At 38.9% G+C, this 18,303-nt stretch carries 12 protein-coding genes; 1 reads left to right on the forward strand and 11 read right to left on the reverse strand.

Going from position 1 to position 18,303, the window contains the following annotated elements:
- Positions 1–91 precede the first annotated feature (91 nt).
- From IPU53_RS21875 to araB, 5 genes are all read right to left on the reverse strand, one after another.
- A complete protein-coding gene (locus IPU53_RS21875) occupies positions 92–358 on the reverse strand; it encodes a hypothetical protein (RefSeq protein ID WP_207453162.1) in 267 nt (88 codons plus the stop codon).
- Positions 359–367: 9 nt separating this feature from the next.
- A complete protein-coding gene (locus IPU53_RS21880; RefSeq protein WP_207453164.1) occupies positions 368–1,852 on the reverse strand; it encodes an alpha-N-arabinofuranosidase in 1,485 nt (494 codons plus the stop codon).
- A 177-nt stretch (positions 1,853–2,029) separates the two neighbouring features.
- Positions 2,030–3,514 (reverse strand): L-arabinose isomerase, encoded by a 1,485-nt coding sequence (gene araA, locus IPU53_RS21885; RefSeq protein ID WP_207453166.1) that lies wholly within the window; start codon positions 3,512–3,514, stop codon positions 2,030–2,032.
- 314 nt (positions 3,515–3,828) lie between these two features.
- Positions 3,829–4,524 carry an L-ribulose-5-phosphate 4-epimerase gene (gene araD, locus IPU53_RS21890; protein ID WP_207453167.1) on the reverse strand — a complete coding sequence of 232 codons (696 nt, stop codon included), beginning with the start codon at positions 4,522–4,524 and terminating at the stop codon, positions 3,829–3,831.
- 62 nt (positions 4,525–4,586) lie between these two features.
- Positions 4,587–6,254 carry a ribulokinase gene (gene araB / locus IPU53_RS21895; protein WP_242698500.1) on the reverse strand — a complete coding sequence of 556 codons (1,668 nt, stop codon included), beginning with the start codon at positions 6,252–6,254 and terminating at the stop codon, positions 4,587–4,589.
- A 342-nt stretch (positions 6,255–6,596) separates the two neighbouring features.
- Between araB and IPU53_RS21900 the strand changes: the two genes are divergently transcribed.
- Positions 6,597–7,703 carry a GntR family transcriptional regulator gene (locus tag IPU53_RS21900; protein ID WP_207453171.1) on the forward strand — a complete coding sequence of 369 codons (1,107 nt, stop codon included), beginning with the start codon at positions 6,597–6,599 and terminating at the stop codon, positions 7,701–7,703.
- Positions 7,704–8,151: 448 nt separating this feature from the next.
- Here IPU53_RS21900 and IPU53_RS21905 read toward each other — a convergent pair whose 3' ends face one another.
- The 6 genes from IPU53_RS21905 to IPU53_RS21930 form a co-directional block, all read right to left on the reverse strand.
- Positions 8,152–10,059 carry a glycoside hydrolase family 127 protein gene (locus IPU53_RS21905; RefSeq protein ID WP_207453173.1) on the reverse strand — a complete coding sequence of 636 codons (1,908 nt, stop codon included), beginning with the start codon at positions 10,057–10,059 and terminating at the stop codon, positions 8,152–8,154.
- Positions 10,060–10,193: 134 nt separating this feature from the next.
- Complete coding sequence (locus IPU53_RS21910; protein ID WP_207453175.1) at positions 10,194–11,021, reverse strand: AraC family transcriptional regulator; 828 nt, start codon at positions 11,019–11,021, stop codon at positions 10,194–10,196.
- 24 nt (positions 11,022–11,045) lie between these two features.
- Complete coding sequence (locus IPU53_RS21915; protein ID WP_207453177.1) at positions 11,046–13,421, reverse strand: glycoside hydrolase family 127 protein; 2,376 nt, start codon at positions 13,419–13,421, stop codon at positions 11,046–11,048.
- Between the two features lie 62 nt (positions 13,422–13,483).
- Entirely contained in the window at positions 13,484–13,846 is a 363-nt protein-coding gene (locus tag IPU53_RS21920; protein WP_396019972.1) for a hypothetical protein, read from the reverse strand.
- Between the two features lie 677 nt (positions 13,847–14,523).
- Positions 14,524–15,399, reverse strand: a complete 876-nt coding sequence (locus IPU53_RS21925; protein WP_207453181.1) for an ABC transporter ATP-binding protein — start codon at positions 15,397–15,399, stop codon at positions 14,524–14,526.
- Between the two features lies 1 nt (position 15,400).
- Positions 15,401–18,292, reverse strand: coding sequence for an ABC transporter permease (locus IPU53_RS21930; RefSeq protein ID WP_207453183.1), 2,892 nt, complete (start codon positions 18,290–18,292; stop codon positions 15,401–15,403).
- Between the last annotated feature and the right edge of the window lie 11 nt (positions 18,293–18,303).

Below are 18,303 nucleotides of genomic sequence, written 5' to 3' on the forward strand. Positions count from 1 at the left end.
TACTCTCGGATAGAGTTGATTTACTCTCGGATAGAGTTGATTTACTCTCGGATAGAGTTGATTTTTCAGGCGTGCGACACGCCTGAAAAATTTATGCTCCAATCCATTTAGATCCTGCAGGGCATGGGCATGTTCCACTTAATATTTTTGCTTTATATTGAACAAGACCTCCACTATATTTACAGGTTGTTCCGTATTGAAGGGCGGGGCACGTTTGACAATGCTGCAATCTTTCTTGATAGCTTTTTAAAGAGACCATTTTTATGCCTTTCTTTTCGGCATCCAGAAGCAGATCCTCCACAAGTTCATTTGAAACGATTACACTTTCCGTGCAGCCCTTACAGAGTAATTTCACCATCGTCTTCTCCTATTCCAATGTTAAAACGGCCACAGACATAGCTGGAAGTTTAGCGGTAATGGCTTGACCATCAACCCTCACATCTGTCCATTCAACTGGTTTCACCTGTTCTGGCTGGTCAAAAGTGTTATGTGCATCTATCTCATCTGCAGTAAGAATTTTTCCACTTAGCTTGCTAGCGGATAAGTCGAGGCCACGCAAGTCTAGATTAAGATTTGCCTCGTTCTGGTGATCTAAGTTACATAGACTGATATGAACTTTACCATCCTTATCCTTTGAAGCAGAAATACTCACCTGTGGTAAAAATTCATCCCCAAATTGATATTGATTAATTTGACCATCCACTTGTAGCAAGGAGGCATCATGATGCACTTTAAACATATCAAACACATGATAGGTTGGCGTGAAAAGCATCTTCTCTCCTTCTGTTAATATCATCGCCTGCAACACATTAACTGTTTGCGCGATATTGGTCATTTGGACACGCTCCGCATGTTCATGGAAAATATTAAAATGTAGGCCTGCCACAAGTGCATCACGAATTGAATTCTGTTGATAAAGGAAACCGGGATTTATCCCGGGCTCAGGATCAAACCATGTTCCCCATTCATCAATGATCATACCGACTCTTTTCTGTGGATCATATTGGTCCATAATGGCGCTATGCCTTGATATTAAAGTATCCATATGAAGAGCTTTTTTTAATGTAATAAACCACTGATCCTCTGGAAAGTCTGTTGCAGACCCTTTATGATGCCATTCACCAGGAACTGTATAGTAATGAAGGCTCAATCCATCCATCATCCAATGGGCATTTTTCATCAACACTTCTGTCCAGCGATAATCGTCCACATTGGCTCCACCAGCAATCTTGTAAAGCCTGTTGTCTCCATAATTCCGCACATAAGTCTGATAACGACGATAGAGATCTGCGTAATATTCAGGACGCATATTTCCACCACAGCCCCAGTTTTCATTCCCAACCCCAAAATATTTCAATTTCCATGGCTCTGGCTGACCATTTTCTTTTCGCCAATCCGCCATTGGAGACTCTCCATCAAAGGTCATATATTCAACCCATTCGGACATTTCCTGGACGGTACCGCTTCCAACATTTCCACAAATATAAGGCTCTGCTCCAAGCATGTCACAGAGCATCATAAACTCATGTGTGCCAAAATGGTTATTCTCAACCACACCACCCCAGTGTGTATTGACCATTCTTTTTCTATTCTCCCGCGGGCCAATTCCGTCTTTCCAATGATATTCATCTGCAAAACAGCCTCCAGGCCAACGTAATACAGGGATTTGAATGTTTTTCAATGCTTCAAGCACATCATTTCTAATCCCGTTGGTATTTGGTATAGGAGAATCCTCTCCAACCCAAATCCCTTCATAGATTCCACGGCCTAAGTGCTCTGCAAAATGACCATATATATTTTTATTAATCTTTGCTTTTTCAACATCAGTGTTAATGACAATTTTATTATTCAAATCCTAGCTCTCCTTTTTCCTACTTTTTTATAATGATAGAATGGAACCTACCTAGCCAAAATCCTTAACGAACAACTAGCATATTAGGCGCGAGATTGATGACATCATGTCCTGTGACGCCATCAATCCTTAATAAGAAGCAAGTTTGCATGTTTAAAAGACTTATTCCTGTAATTTTCACTTATAAAAAATTTCATTTAACCGCAATTCATTTTCAAAGGCATGAGTGTTCGTGTCGTTATTAATAAGGACTGATTCGATTCCTAGCAAATCAGCAAAATCCTTTAATTGCTCACTTGTCACCCGATATGAGTAGCAAGAATGGTGAGCACCGCCAGCCATAATCCAATTTTCAGCTCCTTGTGACATGGAAGGCTGGAGTTTCCAAAGCACGCGAGCGACAGGCAGCTTCGGCATATCCTTTTCAATTTTTACAGCATCCACTTCATTAATGACTAACCGGAAACGATGACCAAGATCAATAATGGAAGCATTTAAAGCAGCCCCTTCATGCCCATTAAAGACCAGTCTTGCTGGATCTGCCTTTCCACCAATTCCTAGTGGATGAACTTCAATTGTTGGTTTCGCTTCAGCAATCGTTGGACAAACTTCGAGCATATGGGATCCAAGAACCATTTCATTTCCAGGTTCAAAATGATATGTGTAATCTTCCATAAAGGATGTATCTTTACCATCTGCTATGATTTTCATAAGGCGAACAAGAGCTGCGGTTTTCCAGTCCCCTTCACCACCATAACCGTACCCTTGCTCCATCAAGCGTTGAGTGGCAAGTCCCGGAAGCTGGTGCATCCCATGTAAATCTTCAAACGTATTAGAGAAAGCTGTATAACCGCCCTCTTCCAAAAAACTCTTTAAAGCTACTTCCAATTTAGCTTGATAACGAATGGAATCTCGAACCGCTCCGTCCTGAAGTCCCTCTGGAACAATTGAATACTGTTCCGCATATTCATCCATAAGCTGATCAATATCTTGTTCAGATACAGCTTCAATTCTTTCAACTAAATCACCAACACCATATGCATCAACGGTCCAGCCCAGTTTGATTTGCGCTTCAACTTTATCCCCTTCAGTCACTGCAACATTACGCATATTGTCACCAAAACGGGCCACCTTCAATGTGTGACTCTCGGAAACAGCCACTGCAGTACGCATCCAGCTTCCGATTCTCACGCGTACTTCTTGATTTTCCCAATGTCCGACAACAACTTTTCGTTTAATATTCATGCGACTGCCGATAAAGCCAAATTCGCGATCGCCATGTGCGGATTGATTTAAGTTCATGAAATCCATATCAATACCGTCCCAGGGAATATCCCGGTTAAACTGTGTATGTAGATGTAGCAATGGCTTTTTCAGTACATTCAAGCCTGCAATCCACATTTTTGCCGGTGAAAAGGTGTGCATCCAAGTAATAATTCCCGCACAGTTCTCATCCGCATTGGCCTCAAGAAACAATCTACGAATGGAATCTGCTTCCTTGACAACCGATTTAAATACTAACTTATATGTGACAGCTGGATCCTGATCAAGACCCACAACCATTTTCCGAGAATGTTCCTCAACCTGTTTTATAACATCCTCACCATATAGATTTTGACTACCTGTAACAAACCAAAACTCATAGTCTTTTACCTTTAACATAAACATTCACTCTCCTGTTAATATTCGACATGATCGCATTTATTTATCCCGAATTAACTGGCAGTAAGACCCCCACTTCAAGATTTCGAGGTAAAAACGAGAATTGTAAGTGGGGACAACTGCCAGTAAATACCCGATTGATTCAGGCCTGTAGAACGCAGGTCACAAAGGCGTAGCAACGTATAGGATGTACTAGTGCAGACGAAGCGACAGGACGTCGCGTTTGAGTCTGCCAACAGGATGTTGCGAATTTAGCCTTTGATCCTTACTAATCAGTGGGGGATGAAAAAATCCCCACTGAATGAAGTTTCACTTTATTTTTGTCCGTAGTAAGCATTTGGGCCATGTTTGCGTAAGTAGTGCTTATCTAATAAGTATTGGTCTAGTGGCTCGACATTTGGAGTGAGTTGGAATGAATGCAAGGCCATTTTGGCTACTTCTTCCAACACAACAGCGTTATGAACGGCTTCATGGGCATCTTTCCCCCAGTTAAAGGGGGCATGGCCGCCGACCAATACACCTGGCATCGCTATGGGATCTAATTGTAAGTTTTTGAACGTTTCAATGATGACATTTCCTGTTTCAAGCTCATACGCTTGTTCAATCTCTTGTTGTGATAAGGGACGAGTCACTGGAATTTCTCCATAGTAATAATCTGCATGCGTTGTGCCCAGAGCAGGGATTGATCTTTTCGCTTGTGCCCAACTTGTCGCCCATGGGGAATGAGTATGAACAACTCCACCGATTTCTTTAAAAGCTTTATAGAGTGCTAGATGAGTAGGGGTATCAGAAGAAGGACGTAAATCCCCTTCCACGATATTTCCTTCTAAATCCAAAACAACCAAATCATCAGCCTGCAATTCAGAATAAGCAACTCCACTCGGTTTTATAACGACAAGACCTTTTTCACGATCTATCCCACTAACATTTCCCCATGTAAATGTCACAAGGCCATATTCAGGTAATTGTAAGTTGGCTTCTAATACTCTTTGCTTTAATTCTGCAAGCATTCTTTCTCCTCCAATCCATCCTCTATCTCTAAGTGATTTTCATCAGTTTTTTGAACATCCATTTAAAGACTCTGCTTTTTAATATTTTTCAGTCGCTTCATCACATCATTTTCACCACGACCAAAATAGTTATATAAAGTTTCATATTCTGAGTAAAGTTGTTCATAAACGTTTACATTCTCGGAATTTGGTTTAAATGTTTCCTCTTTCACGCCTCCCATTTCTATAGCAGCATCAGTGATGTCATCATATCCACCACGGTCTTTTCCAGCGGCAACTGCGCCAAACATCGCTGAACCTAATGCAGGAGTTTGAGAAGAGGCAGAAATTTTGATTTCTGAGTTCAATACATCAGCGTAAATTTGCATCATTAGCGCATTTTTCTCTGCAATCCCGCCACATGCATAGATTTCGTTTACCGGCACACCACTGTTACGGAAAGCTTCTACAATCGTCCGTGTCCCATAAGCAGTTGCCTCAATTAGGGCACGATAAATCTCCTCTGGCTTTGTTAAAAGTGTTGCCCCTAGCAATACGCCTGTTAAGTCCACATCCACAAGGGTGGAGCGATTTCCATTCCACCAATCTAACGCGAGAAGACCGCTTTCACCAGGTCGTAGTTTACTAGCTTTCTCTGTTAATAATTGATGAATATTGACTCCCTTTTCTTTCGCCTCTTTTTCATAAGTTTCTGGGACACAATTTTCAGTAAACCATTCAAAGTGGTCACCGACACAGGATTGCCCTGCTTCATATCCCATTAATCCAGGTAATACACCATCCTCAACTACTCCACACATACCAGGGACAATCTTTTCTTCCTCCCCTAGTAAAATATGACATGTGCTTGTTCCCATAATCATCAATAATTTACCTGGTTCTGTAATCCCCACAGCCGGAATGGAAACATGGGCATCGACATTCGCTACTGCAACAGCAGTTCCTTGTTTTAGTCCTGTTAACGCTGCCGCTTCAGCAGTGATTTCTCCAGCCTTGGCTCCAATGGAATAAATATCATTCGATAACTTCTCTTCAACCACATTTTCTAAACGCGGATCTAATGCTTTAAAGAATTCCTTTGAAGGATACCCTTTCTGCTTATGCCAAATCGCTTTATATCCTGCTGTACAACTATTCCGTTTGATTTCACCAGTTAACTGAGAAATGACCCAATCGGTTGCCTCGACAATTTGATCTGCTTCCTCATAAATTTCATGTGCTTCATTTAGAATCTGCCAAACTTTCGGAAACACCCATTCAGAAGAGATTTTCCCACCATATCGCTTTAGAAAATCCTCTCCACGTTCTGCAGCAATCTCATTTAAACGATTTGCTTCCTCTTGTGCTGCATGATGCTTCCACAATTTTACATAGCTATGTGGATGTTCTTTATATTTCTCTAACATACAGAGAGGTGTGCCATCCTTTTTCACAGGCAGGACTGTACAAGCCGTAAAATCAATTCCAATTCCGATCACGTCTTCTGCTGCAACATTTGCTTTTGTTAACACAGAAGGGATCGTTACTTGCAACACCTCTAAATAATCATTGGGATGCTGCAATGCCCAATCGTCTTCGAGTTTTATCTTATTCCCTGGTAAAAATTGATCCATAACACCATGAGTATATTCTTTAACAGAAGTCGCAATCTCGCGACCGGAGCCAATTTCAACTAGAACCGCTCGACCAGATTGGGTTCCATAATCTACACCAATCGAATATTTTGCCAATCTCCTCACCCTTACATTTAAAATTATATTTTCGCGAATTCGTATCAACCATTTGAACTTGTACGTATAACTTATATTATATTCTAACATGCACTTAAAATTTTTCAATATATAAAAGGAATTTTATATATTGTTCTTTTGTACATGTACGGATCAGCTGATCCATTAACTTCCCTTTTTCACTTATTTATGATACTTTTATTTCATGTAGAGAGGTCAACACCTCTATTTACCACAGTGATGATACAGACATTTATTAATAAAAATTGTCAGTACAATCTAGATGAACTGATTTTTATTATATTAGGAAAGAACGGAAAAACAGCTTGGAGGCAAGATTTTATGGCACAGTCCGCAAAATACATAATGGTTATAAATAAAATTAAAGAATGGATAGAAACAGGAAAGGTTAAACCTGGAGATAAAATTTATTCCGAAAATGAGCTTTCTAAAATGTTTCAAGTAAGCAGACATACAATCAGACAAGCGATCGGGGAACTTGTTCATGAAGGCTTACTATACCGCGAGCAAGGGGCAGGAACATTTTGTGCAGAGCAACCGGAGTTTCTTTCCCCCTCCCTTTCAAAGCCAACAACTTCAGGTAAAAATATCGGGATTATTACGACCTATATCTCTGATTATATTTTCCCAACAATTATTAGGGGAATGGAGTCTTATCTCACATCAAAAGGCTATTCCTTATTCATCTCTAGCACAAATAATGAAGTGGAAAAAGAAAAGCAATGTTTAGAGGCGATGTTGGAGCGAAATGTAGATGGGCTGATAATTGAACCAACAAAAAGTAGTGGTTATAACCCCAATATTCCTTATTATTTGGAATTGGAACAGAAGAAAATCCCTTATTTAATGATTAATCAGTATTACTCACAATTAAATCCTCCTTATATTTTAATGGATGATGAAAAAGGTGGATTGATGGCAACAGAACATTTAATTGAACTCGGTCATAATAAAATTATTGGGATTTTTAAAACAGATGACTTACAGGGGATTTATCGAATGAAGGGGTTTATCAATGCTTTCCGTAATCATCAAATTCCGTTTCAAAATGATACGGTTATTTCCTATACAACCGAAGATTTACCAAATGTTTTTCTGGAGAAAATTGAAAATCTATTGGCTGATCCAGAACAAACTCCGACAGGGATTGTTTGTTACAATGATGAGATTGCATTAAAGATTATTCATATTTTAAAAGGAAAAGGCTATCGAATTCCTGATGATATCTCCATCATTGGCTATGATAATTCTGCTCTTGTAGAAGCATCAGAGGTGAAAATCACTTCTATTAACCATCCGAAAGCTCAATTAGGAATAGACGCAGCCAAGTGGATTGTCGAGGCCATTGAACACCCAGACACATTCGAAAAACAGAATGTGACATATGAACCGGAATTAATTATTCGTGAGTCAACAAAAGCCATTTAACCGAAACAATCAGGAAAGGCGGAGGCGCCTGTACAGCGACGTACAAATTTAAAGGCTTCTGACGAGATAAAGGAAACACGGCGAAGCATAAGCCGATGTTGACTTACGCAAGCAGAAGCTGAAAGTTTGCTAGTCGCTGGGCGCTAGACACCAATCGCAACGTAAACATTTATCCACAAGCCAAGAATTTTATAGTTTTCTTAACAAAAATAGTAGCAAACGAGGCTGGGACAAAGCTAAAATGTTAAGCTCTCAAGACGAACAATGCATTACGTTAGCGGAGGAAATATACGTAGACTCCTGCGAAGACCCCGGAAGTCGAAAGCCTCAGGAGGCTTGCCACTCGCCCGCGGAAAGCGAAGTATATTTCCAGAGCGGAGGTATATGCCCTCTAGTAGTACGTTTTTTTCTTTGGTGAAAATATTTTTGTCCCCGCCTCGTTTATTTTTTAAATGTATTGATTTAGCCACACTCGAATCTCACCATAGCCACGATTGCCCCACATAAAGTATGGAACAAAAGTTACTTCCATTGCTTCAAAGCTCGGTTTTTGGTAACTATAAGTAGTATTATCATTAGACACTAGTTTTTTCCCAGCCGTTTTTAGATAAACTGCATGCGGTAGAAGGTCCTCATTTTTTTCTGTTATAATCGGGGCGTCCGTTAACCAAATCGTGCCTAAATCACGACCATTATCTGTCTCTTCCGCAACATATACTAGCGGTCCCCGCATTATAGCAGTCTTGCCAATATCTTCGGTAACAATGGTGTTAGCAAAAACTCGTCGTGGTTTCATATCTAATCCTAATTCAATAACGTCATTATTTTCCCAATTACGGTCAAGTAGAACATACCCATTGTGGCTATCAACTTTAACCACTTCACCATTTACTTTAAGCCTTGTATTTTCTGACCAAGCAGGGATGCGTATACTAACTTTCCCTTGAACTGATTGATCGCTTAAGAAAGTAATTTTAACATCACCGGAAAAGGGATAATAAGTTTCCTGACGCAAAACAATGTTTTGTCCCTGCCACACTAGGCTCGTTTCACTTTCACCGTACATATGGAGATATAAATGATCACTGATATCACTTACAAAATAATTCCCGATAGAACCAATTAACCGCGCTAAATTAGGCGGGCAGCATGCACAATTAAACCATTTTTTTCTTTCTGGTGTAACATGTGAATGATCGCGTCGTTTGCAGGCATTCTCTCCGTTAATTTCTAATGGATTTACGTATAAGAAACGTTCACCTTTTAAATCCATCCCACATAACGAACCATTGTAGACTGCATTTTCCAAGACATCAGCATATTCACCGTTTATTTCTAGCTCTAACATCCGCTTAGCCCAAAATGCTAATCCGATTGAGGCACAAGTTTCATTGTAAGCAGTATCATTTGGTAAATTATAGTTTTCTGCAAAGGCTTCTCCCCATGCACTAGCTCCAATTCCACCATTAATAGACATTTTTTGCTTCACAACATTATCCCATAAAATTTTCACAGCCTTAGCTAACGATTCATCCTGATTTAAGCGCGCTAAATCGGCAACTGCCGTATAGAAGTACATGGCCCGAACAGCATGCCCCTTCGCTTCTTTTTGCTCACGAATAGGTGCATGTGCTTGAGAATAGTCATGGTTGCCATGCCACCAGTTTTGTGAATTCCTTCCATACGTTTCTGCTTCTAAATCGAAATAATGCGGCTTCTTTCCTCTTTCTTCAACAAAGAAAGTAGCTAAATCTAGGTACTTTTTATCGTTCGTCACTAAAAATAGGCGAATAAGGGCTAATTCAATTTCTTCATGTCCTGGATAGCCTTTAATTTGTCCTTCATTTGGTCCAAAAACCTCTGCAATATAATGAGCAAATTTCTTAGCAATTGTTAAAAAGGCATCTTTTCCTGTAACTTCAAAATATGCTACTGCTGCTTCAATCAAATGCCCAGCACAATATAATTCATGATTGTCTCTCACATTTGTCCAACGATTTTCTAAACCTGCCTTTACTTGATAATACGTATTTATATAGCCATCTGCCAATTGGGCTTGCTCAATTAAATGGATCACACCATCTGCACGAGCCTCTAATTCAGCATTTGGATCATTATTCAAGCTATATGCAACACTCTCTAACCACTTGTATACATCACTATCTTGAAAGACCATGCCATAGTACTCATCCTCTTCCAAACCTGCTGCAATACGGAAATTTTTAAGGGCATGGCTAGGATCCGTATCATCCAATTGATCATTTAACGCTCGCCATTGATAGGGAATTACATTCCTATTTACAACATTTTGATAGGTATTCCAAAATCCACTTGTCATCTTTGTTTCAGCCTTCATTTTTCGTCCCTCATTTCCTAAATTGTTTATCCCTATCTTAATCGTTACAGAAGATTATTTAGTTAGAGAGAAATACAGAAAAGGTGGAGAAAAACTAGTTGTTTAACTTCCTTATGCTCTGATTGGTCATTGACTTACATTTTTTCAATCCGCCCATAGCGCTTGCGGTAAGCGCGTGGCGAATGTTGATATTTTTTTGAAAAAATTCGACTGAAGTATTTTTCATCTTCAAAGCCATTTTTATTAGCTATTCTTTGGATACTGTCATTTGTCGTTAATAAAGACTGTCTAGCAGCCTCTAAGCGTATGTTATTTATATATTGAGTAATTGTTTCCCCTGATTCACGAGAAAATAGATAGGAAACATAAGCTTTGTTATAACCAAAATAATTAGCAATCTCCTCTACAGAAATCATTCTTTGATAATTCCACTGTATATAATTTTTGATATAATCAATTAAATAGTGCCTATCTGTTTTTAAATATAGTGGTTGCTGAAATTTTTCACTAATACCCAACAAAAGTGTATGTAAATATGCATCGATGAGATCAGAAGTTGGAAAGTCCATCTGCTTAATGGTTTGCATTTGCTGGATTAATAGTAATTCGTTATCAAGTAATAATTCTTTTGAAAAAACCGGTAATTTCAACAATCTTGAATGGTTCGAAATAGATGACTCCAGCTTAGTTGCTTCAAAATGAACCCAATAGAAACCTAGGTTTGTAGCGGCACCACCCCCTACAAAATATGTATTTGGAGGAAGCAAGAGCATATTTCCAGGGTATAGCTCTATTTTTTTGTCTTCCACAACTAGTTGAAGTACACCTTCTGTAACAATCATTAATTCAAAATCAGAATTGATCCGCTCCTCATGTTTCCATGGCCCATTAGCTTGAAGGTAGCCACACCAATGAAAATGGACATTCTCTCGTTTCACACATAACACATCTGAAAAATCCATCCCAACCACCTCTATATAACCTTTTTAACTAGTTAAAAAGGTTATTCCAAAAATTCTAGGTGTTTCCTCCTCAATCGTTTTAAAAGTTAATTTCATATTCCCTTCCTTCAATAACAGAGCTTTATCTAGCAGGATATGTTGAGATATAAATTCACCCTCCACCTTACCATTAACAGTCATTGTTCGTGTCTCTTGCCCATTCAAAATTAAGTCCATTTGTTTACCTACATCGTCCCGATGAAAATCTAGTTGCAAATAAAAATCTTTCTTTGTATGAACAGTAAATTCATAGCTAAACCAACCATTTTTAAAAGCTTTCCGATAACGCCTCCCTAAAAATGCACCGACCTCGGATTGTTTGTAAGTAAGCTTTTTTGCATATTCACTATTATTTTCATCAAAATTGTGTAATTCAGCTAAAATAAGCTCTTGCTCTCGTATCCATTCTTCTTTCTTTTTCAACGCCTCTTGAGCTGTTTTAGAATCCGCTTTCAACAATTTAAAATAGATTCCATAACGTTCACCATGCATTTCATAATATGGTGTAAAAGTAATTTGTTCTTCAATATTGTCCGCTTGAAAAGCGAAAAGATTATCTTCTCGTTCGACCGGCCGCATATATTCTTGAAAGTTTTCCCGCCAATCATCGGCAGTCATCGTTAAAGCATCAGGCAATAAACGTTCCTTCGTACCTACGCGAACGATAATTCCATTTGGATGATCAGCAGAAACATTTTCGGTTCCGAGACCACCTGCTAATACATAAGGACCGTGTTCAAACGCCACATAATTAGGATTATCCATGGCCGACACCATTTTCAAGTAAGGAGCAAATTTAATCATGACGGTTTCATTTTGTCCAATAGGCTGTTTTAGATAGGCAAATCCATCTATTAATTCAAAATCAGTCTTAACATCATTATGAAACACTTCAAATTCAGCTGTCCAAGCGGGAATCCGTAATGCTAAATAGATTGGCTTCACTGCATCTTCATTAATTGCACTGGTAGTGAAAGTGGAAAAGCTATTTTTACGATCAGATTGTTGAACAAAACGAATATTATTATCTATTATGCTGACTTCATTTGAGAAATAAAGATTAACTAAAATATGCTTATCTGTTTGAAAATAATAAGTATCGGCCAGCTTCGCAAAGCTTTCTACTCCCGTTCCTGTACAGCACCAAAATTCATCATAAGGACGGTTATATATTTTATTATATCCAGCCCCCATTGGTTGAAAATACATCATCATCCCATCTTCTGGATTTTGTGAAGCTAGAATGGCATTAATATATGTTTTCTCGTAGTAATCCAAATACTTCGGATCTTTAGTGAGAAAATACAAATTGCGTGTTAGCTTTAGCATATTATGAGTATTACAAGTTTCACATGTACAATCTCCATTCCGAACTTCTGCATCATGATAAAGCGAATTAGGTTCGTGAAAATGCTCACTTTGACTATTTCCACCTGTACAGTATGTATGATAATTAACGACAATATCCCAGAAATTCTTTGCAGCTGTAAAATAGACTGTAAGTTTTTCTCTTTCTTCGACCGAAAGTAAAGAATATAAGTCTTCGTCCTGAAAAACTTGGTATCTCTTTAATGCACCGATTAATTTTGGAATTTGCGTATTCGCATGTTTTCCTGGAAGGACATTTTCATGCTTTGCTAATTTCTTAAATAGTTCATCCTCATCAAAATAAGTAGCCGCAATCATATGCTTTTTCTGTTTCGTTAATTCGAATAAATGATAGAGCGCATCGTTCATCCCGCCATATTCGATTTGTAACATGTTGTTTTTATCCGCTAATTTCATCATGCGATTATAAATGTAATCACCAAATTGACTGGCAACTTTTAGTGCCGCTTGGCTTGTCTTTTCTTCAATTCCTTTTAGGGATTCATGAATATCTAATAAACCAGCTAAAATTTTATGCAAATTATACCAAGGGACAAGAACATTCTCTTTATCTTCGGGTGAAATGCTCTTTCCTTCTACTTCATCAAGCGCTGACTCTCGGAAGGCAGAGATATAACCCGCGCTTTTGGGGTTATTTAAGGCATAATTCTCCTGCGCTTGTAAAAATCCAGCCACCGCCACTTGCATTTGTTCCAATAATTGTTTTTTATAAGAATTGTTTTTCTCGGCATAATAAGCTAAAGCCAAAGCTGACATATAATGCCCAAAAAAATGCCCTCTGAAATTAATTTGGTCACTTCTTTCCCAGCCTTGATACCCTTCGTTTGTTAAGGGTTTAAGATTCGCCACTTTAAACACTTCAAATAAAAATTTTTCCGATTTCATACTCAATAAATAATGCACAAGATGGTCCTGCGCTCTTTTAACATATGAATCCGTAATCGTAATCGCATTTGTTTTAATCGTGTTCATCTAAAAGCTCCTTTAGAACAAGTAATCAATGGGTTTGTTGTATATGCTTGACTATATAACTACTAAACTTGCTTGCGAACAAGTAGAGCCCCATGACTTGCAACTTTTTGATTTGGCATGGTCAATTCTTGCTGGCGCCATAAGTCTTTGACTGTTTCCTCTGGTTTCAGAAGTTTTGACCATATTTCTTTTGGTACTTCCGACTCTTCCTCACTCACATTAAAAAATGCAAAATACTCGTTTTGATCATTTCTAGCATGCCAAACAATCCAGCTATCATCTCGATAATACTGACGACGATCGGTTAATGTTTGGTACATATATAAAACATCACGATTAGTGAATAAGCTCAATGTGAATTCATCGATATCTGGCAGCGTCCCACCATACATTAACGGTGATTGAAAAATAGTCCATAGAGTCATCAAAAGATATTGTTCTGCTTTTGTAAAACGTGTCCAATGGAGTTTTCGCAAAATCTAAATGTGACATTTTTCCCTCTACTTTCTATTATTTGATTTTATATAGCATTACTTATGTACCTTCATCTTTCCTTACCTATAGATTCGCTCTCTTTACCTTCCATTGATTATTCTATATAAAGAAAAGGCTAAAATTTTAAAAGAAGCGCTTACTTTATTTGGTATTGAGAAGCTAATTATTATAATTCCATATATACGCATGGGTACCAATCTACAATGTTAGTTGTGCGTACAAGACTTCCATTCATTATAAATAACTCATCCGTATATTTCAATTGATAAAATATTTTTTTATAAGATTATAAGCTAGTTGAGACATAGAGAAAGAGGCTAGAACATAAGTATTTTCACCAAGGACAAAAACGAACTACTAGGGTACATATCCCGCTTCGGAAATATACTTCGCTTTCCCCGGGCGGGTGGAAGCCTCCTCAGGTTTCCTTCGGGGATCTTACCAAACTCTTACTTCCCGTAGGAGTCTGCGAATATTTCTCCGCTTAGATAATGCATTATTCGTCCTTGGAGTTTAACACTTAATTATGTCTAAGCCTCTTTCTTGTTGAAGCAGAAAAAACTATTATTCAATGGAAGTCCCCTTGATCCTTCTTATCTGCTAATAATCATTCATTCGGATTGGCAATAACAATTTTTTCATCTTCCATTTTGAGGTGAACTTTGTTGCTGTTTGTAATCCCAATCGCCTTTAAATATTCTTCAGGAATTTGAATTCGTCGAGCACTATCTAAAACAGCTAATTCGACATGAGTTTCCTCTTGCATGTCTTCCTTCATTTCTTGATTTTGATGAAGCAATTGGGAACGTCGCAAAATTTCACTCGACGTTTTACCATCGCGAATCGCGACAATCCGATCCATTTTACTTTTAAGTTGAGTATCATGAGTAACGATTACAACAGTAACGCCCAATTCCCTATTCAAATGATGTAGTACATCTAAAATTGTATCAGCGGTTTTCCCGTCTACACTACCGGTTGGTTCGTCTGCCAGGATAAGGCTTGGTTCGTTTGCAAGAGCAATTGCAATCGCAACCCGCTGCTGTTCTCCACCTGATAGGGAGCCTAACCTGCTTTTAAACCGATGCCCCAGTCCGACAATCTCCAATAATTCCTTAGCTCGCGACCGTTTCTGCCCTCCTTTTAGTAGCATCGGCATTTCCACATTTTCCACTGCAGATAAATAGGGAATTAAATTTCGCGCATTATTTTGCCAAACAAATCCAACACTTTCTAACTTATATTTCACAAGCTCACGGTCAGATAGGCGCAACAGATTTTTACCATCGACGATCAATTTTCCAGCTGTTGGGCGATCTAATCCGCCGAGCATATTCAAAAGAGTGGACTTCCCACTGCCACTACTGCCAATAATCCCCATCATTTCGCCTTTCTCCACATGCAAATCCAACCCTTGCAAGGCGATGACTTCGTGCTCCTCATCAATCTTATAGATTTTCATTAAATTTTCGCATTGTATCATATTAATCCTCACCTAGCTTGATCGCTTGATCAATTTTTATTTTCCGTAAAAATCCGATTAATACCGCCGAGCCAACAAGAAGCATGAGGGCTGAGAACAGATAAATCTTCGCTTCATCACTCGCATCTGAAATGACAGAAAAGGGTGGCATCAATTGATCAATGCTTAATGATATTTTAAATAGGGGAACATAGAGAAAACTTGTTAATCCACCAACTAGAATCCCAAGCCCGCATGCTGCTCCAGATGTAAACAATTGTTCCGATATTAAAATCCCCATTAATTTCGGCATTGAAATTCCCATAGCTCGATAAATACCATACTGTAATGTACGCGCTTTGATTGTCAAAATCCAATAAAGGAGGAAACCAATAAAGGAAATCAATAAGGAAATTAAAAATCCCATTGTCATCATCCCATTTACACCAAGTAATAAAGCACTATTTTTTAATTCGATTATTTGTGGAACGACATCGCTCATAGCAGCCACCGCAATGTCCGCTTCTTCGATTTCTTCATACAGCTCGGCACGTGAGGAATCTGGTTTTGCTTTCATCCATACCTCGTATGGTTCCAAACCAAGCATCGTCTGTACATATGGGAGGTTTGCGACGACTAAAGCACCTACCTGCCCTTCCTCTTCGTCTTCATCTATTTTCTCCAATGGGTTAAACGTTGGCCAATAATCGACAATCTCATAGACAATAAATTCCCCCGTATCTGAGTCCTGCCAGTTTAGAGAAATTTCATCGCCTTTTTGTAGATTTAAGGCATCCGCCGTCTCTCTTGAGACAAGAACCGCACTTGGATCTTCTGCCAGCAAATTCAGATAATGATACCAATGGTACGGTAAAAGTGACTCTTTAAACCAAACCGCTTCCCCAAAGTCCTTTGTCTCGATTGCCATTAATTGCCCATTGGAGATGCTTCTTTCCTCGTCCACTGACACCGTCAATCCCTTTTTTTGGAAGACCTTTGCTGTTTTATCTACATGTTCTAATTTGTCTATAGGTTCAAATGGTGGTTCAGTATAAACAACTTCCTGCACTTCTAGTTCCGTAGTCTCTTCTTCATCTGCTTCTTCTTCAACACCTGGAGTTGGATAGCCCATCGCATTAGGGGGCGGTAAATTATCTTGCCACTTCACTTGCATGCGGATTTCTGCTCCCTGCTCATACAGCAATTGTTCTTCTAAATTCGTGTTAATTGTCCGCGCCGCACTTGCACTGAAGACTCCCATCCCGATCGTCATCACTAAAAAGAGCATTAAAAATTTATACTGTTTGGAGGAACGGCTCACTTGCAGCAGGGTACTATAAAGTGGTAACGACCAAAAGCGTTCACCTATTTTAAAAATCATCTTCATAATCCATGGATACACCCGTAAAACGATTAAGCCAAACCCAACAATAAAGAGAGCCGGCAGAAAAAATAGCACAGGGTCAATCGATACATCGGCGCTGTCAATATTGAATGTAAGCAATTCTTTCTGTCTTTTATTAAACGTTACCAATCCATAGATTGCAGCACCTAACAGGACAAATTCCAGGATCGCCAGTGACCACTGCATCTTCCCCTGGTGTCGCACTTTTCTTTGCTTATGACTGACAATACTACTCCCTGAAGCATGGATGACCGGAATCATCACCATCACAATCGAAGCGAGTACCGTCCATAATGCATAGAGAAATGCATCCCCTGAAAGTTCAACAGGTAAAGTAGATCTTTGTACAAATTCTAAAAAACCATTGGAAGCCCCTAGTATTTTACATAGCTGTAAGGCGATTAACGGTCCTAGTATAAAAGCTAGTCCACCTAAGATGGCGACTTCGATAAAATAAATGAATACAATTTGCAAGCGACTTGCCCCACGGCTAAAGAAAACAGCAATTTCATTGAGCTGCCTTTCAATAATTAAGCGCGAAATCATAAATAAGTAGATCGCAAGCATGATTAAGACAGGAACATTAAGAGACCATAACATAGTCGTCATTTGTTTTCCTTTTTGCTCATACGTTTTCAAAATACCGTTAATAGGAAAATCAAAGAGCATATTGGTTTCCTTGTTCCCATTTATTTCTCGCTTTATTTTCCCTGGCAATTGCAACAGCGCAGGAAAATCTAGAGGGGTGATTTGGTGGTAATCAAAAGCTGTATTGAATCGGGCGAACCATAAAGCATCTTCATGATTTTGTAAAATTTCGTCACGAAACCATTTTTCTGAAACGATAAAGTCCTGACTCATATTATTGGGAATCAACGTCCAATAGGGGCTTTCTACCGCTTTTGGACGATAAACGCCAACAGGCTTCACTTTATATTCTAAGTTCAGCTCTTCCTTGGACAACATAAACGTTGTCCCCAGTACCATATTCCGTTTTAATAGAGCTTCTTCTGTTACAAGTGCTTCGATGACTCCATCAACAGGTTCAGCTTCTGGAAGCTTACCGTCCACAAGCTCAATTTCATCCTCGATCCCTGTGATCATCATCAATTTCCCATCTCTTTGCTCTTTTTCCTCTTCACGTCTCCCTTCGTCTTCATACATAGCTTTCAAAGCGATCGTGCCAAATGAAATATTTTTAGCTAAGATTGGCAATCCAACCTGCTCCGTATAATCAGCGTTGACCTGTTCAGCTTTTAAAAAGGCTTCTGTCGGCTTGTCGGTAATAGATGAGGCAAAGGAGTCTGTAAAGGTAAAGCTTCCTGGAAATTCACCTGTTTTCACCTGATGATCTTCCAATTCCTTAATCAACAATTTTTGCATGACACCAGATGTGTAAATCGGGATACTTGCTACAAGCGACACAGTAATCAGTAGACCAAGGAATAAGCTTCCTGTTAACCAGCGATTATTCAACATTTTATTAATAATTAATTTCAATATGGCCATAGCTTATTCCC

This window comes from Bacillus sp. SD088 (assembly GCF_017355205.1).
Taxonomy (GTDB): Bacteria; Bacillota; Bacilli; order Bacillales; family Bacillaceae_C; genus Lederbergia.

What these genes read in the sequence shown, in the direction of transcription:
- IPU53_RS21925 (WP_207453181.1), bottom strand. Translation starts at nt 15,399, where the DNA reads ATGATACAATGCGAAAATTTAATGAAAATCTATAAGATTGATGAGGAG.
- IPU53_RS21915 (WP_207453177.1), bottom strand. Translation starts at nt 13,421, where the DNA reads ATGAACACGATTAAAACAAATGCGATTACGATTACGGATTCATATGTT.
- araD (WP_207453167.1), bottom strand. Translation starts at nt 4,524, where the DNA reads ATGCTTGCAGAATTAAAGCAAAGAGTATTAGAAGCCAACTTACAATTA.
- IPU53_RS21920 (WP_396019972.1), bottom strand. Translation starts at nt 13,846, where the DNA reads ATGACTCTATGGACTATTTTTCAATCACCGTTAATGTATGGTGGGACG.
- IPU53_RS21900 (WP_207453171.1), top strand. Translation starts at nt 6,597, where the DNA reads ATGGCACAGTCCGCAAAATACATAATGGTTATAAATAAAATTAAAGAA.
- IPU53_RS21905 (WP_207453173.1), bottom strand. Translation starts at nt 10,059, where the DNA reads ATGAAGGCTGAAACAAAGATGACAAGTGGATTTTGGAATACCTATCAA.
- IPU53_RS21910 (WP_207453175.1), bottom strand. Translation starts at nt 11,021, where the DNA reads ATGGATTTTTCAGATGTGTTATGTGTGAAACGAGAGAATGTCCATTTT.
- IPU53_RS21875 (WP_207453162.1), bottom strand. Translation starts at nt 358, where the DNA reads ATGGTGAAATTACTCTGTAAGGGCTGCACGGAAAGTGTAATCGTTTCA.
- IPU53_RS21930 (WP_207453183.1), bottom strand. Translation starts at nt 18,292, where the DNA reads ATGGCCATATTGAAATTAATTATTAATAAAATGTTGAATAATCGCTGG.
- araA (WP_207453166.1), bottom strand. Translation starts at nt 3,514, where the DNA reads ATGTTAAAGGTAAAAGACTATGAGTTTTGGTTTGTTACAGGTAGTCAA.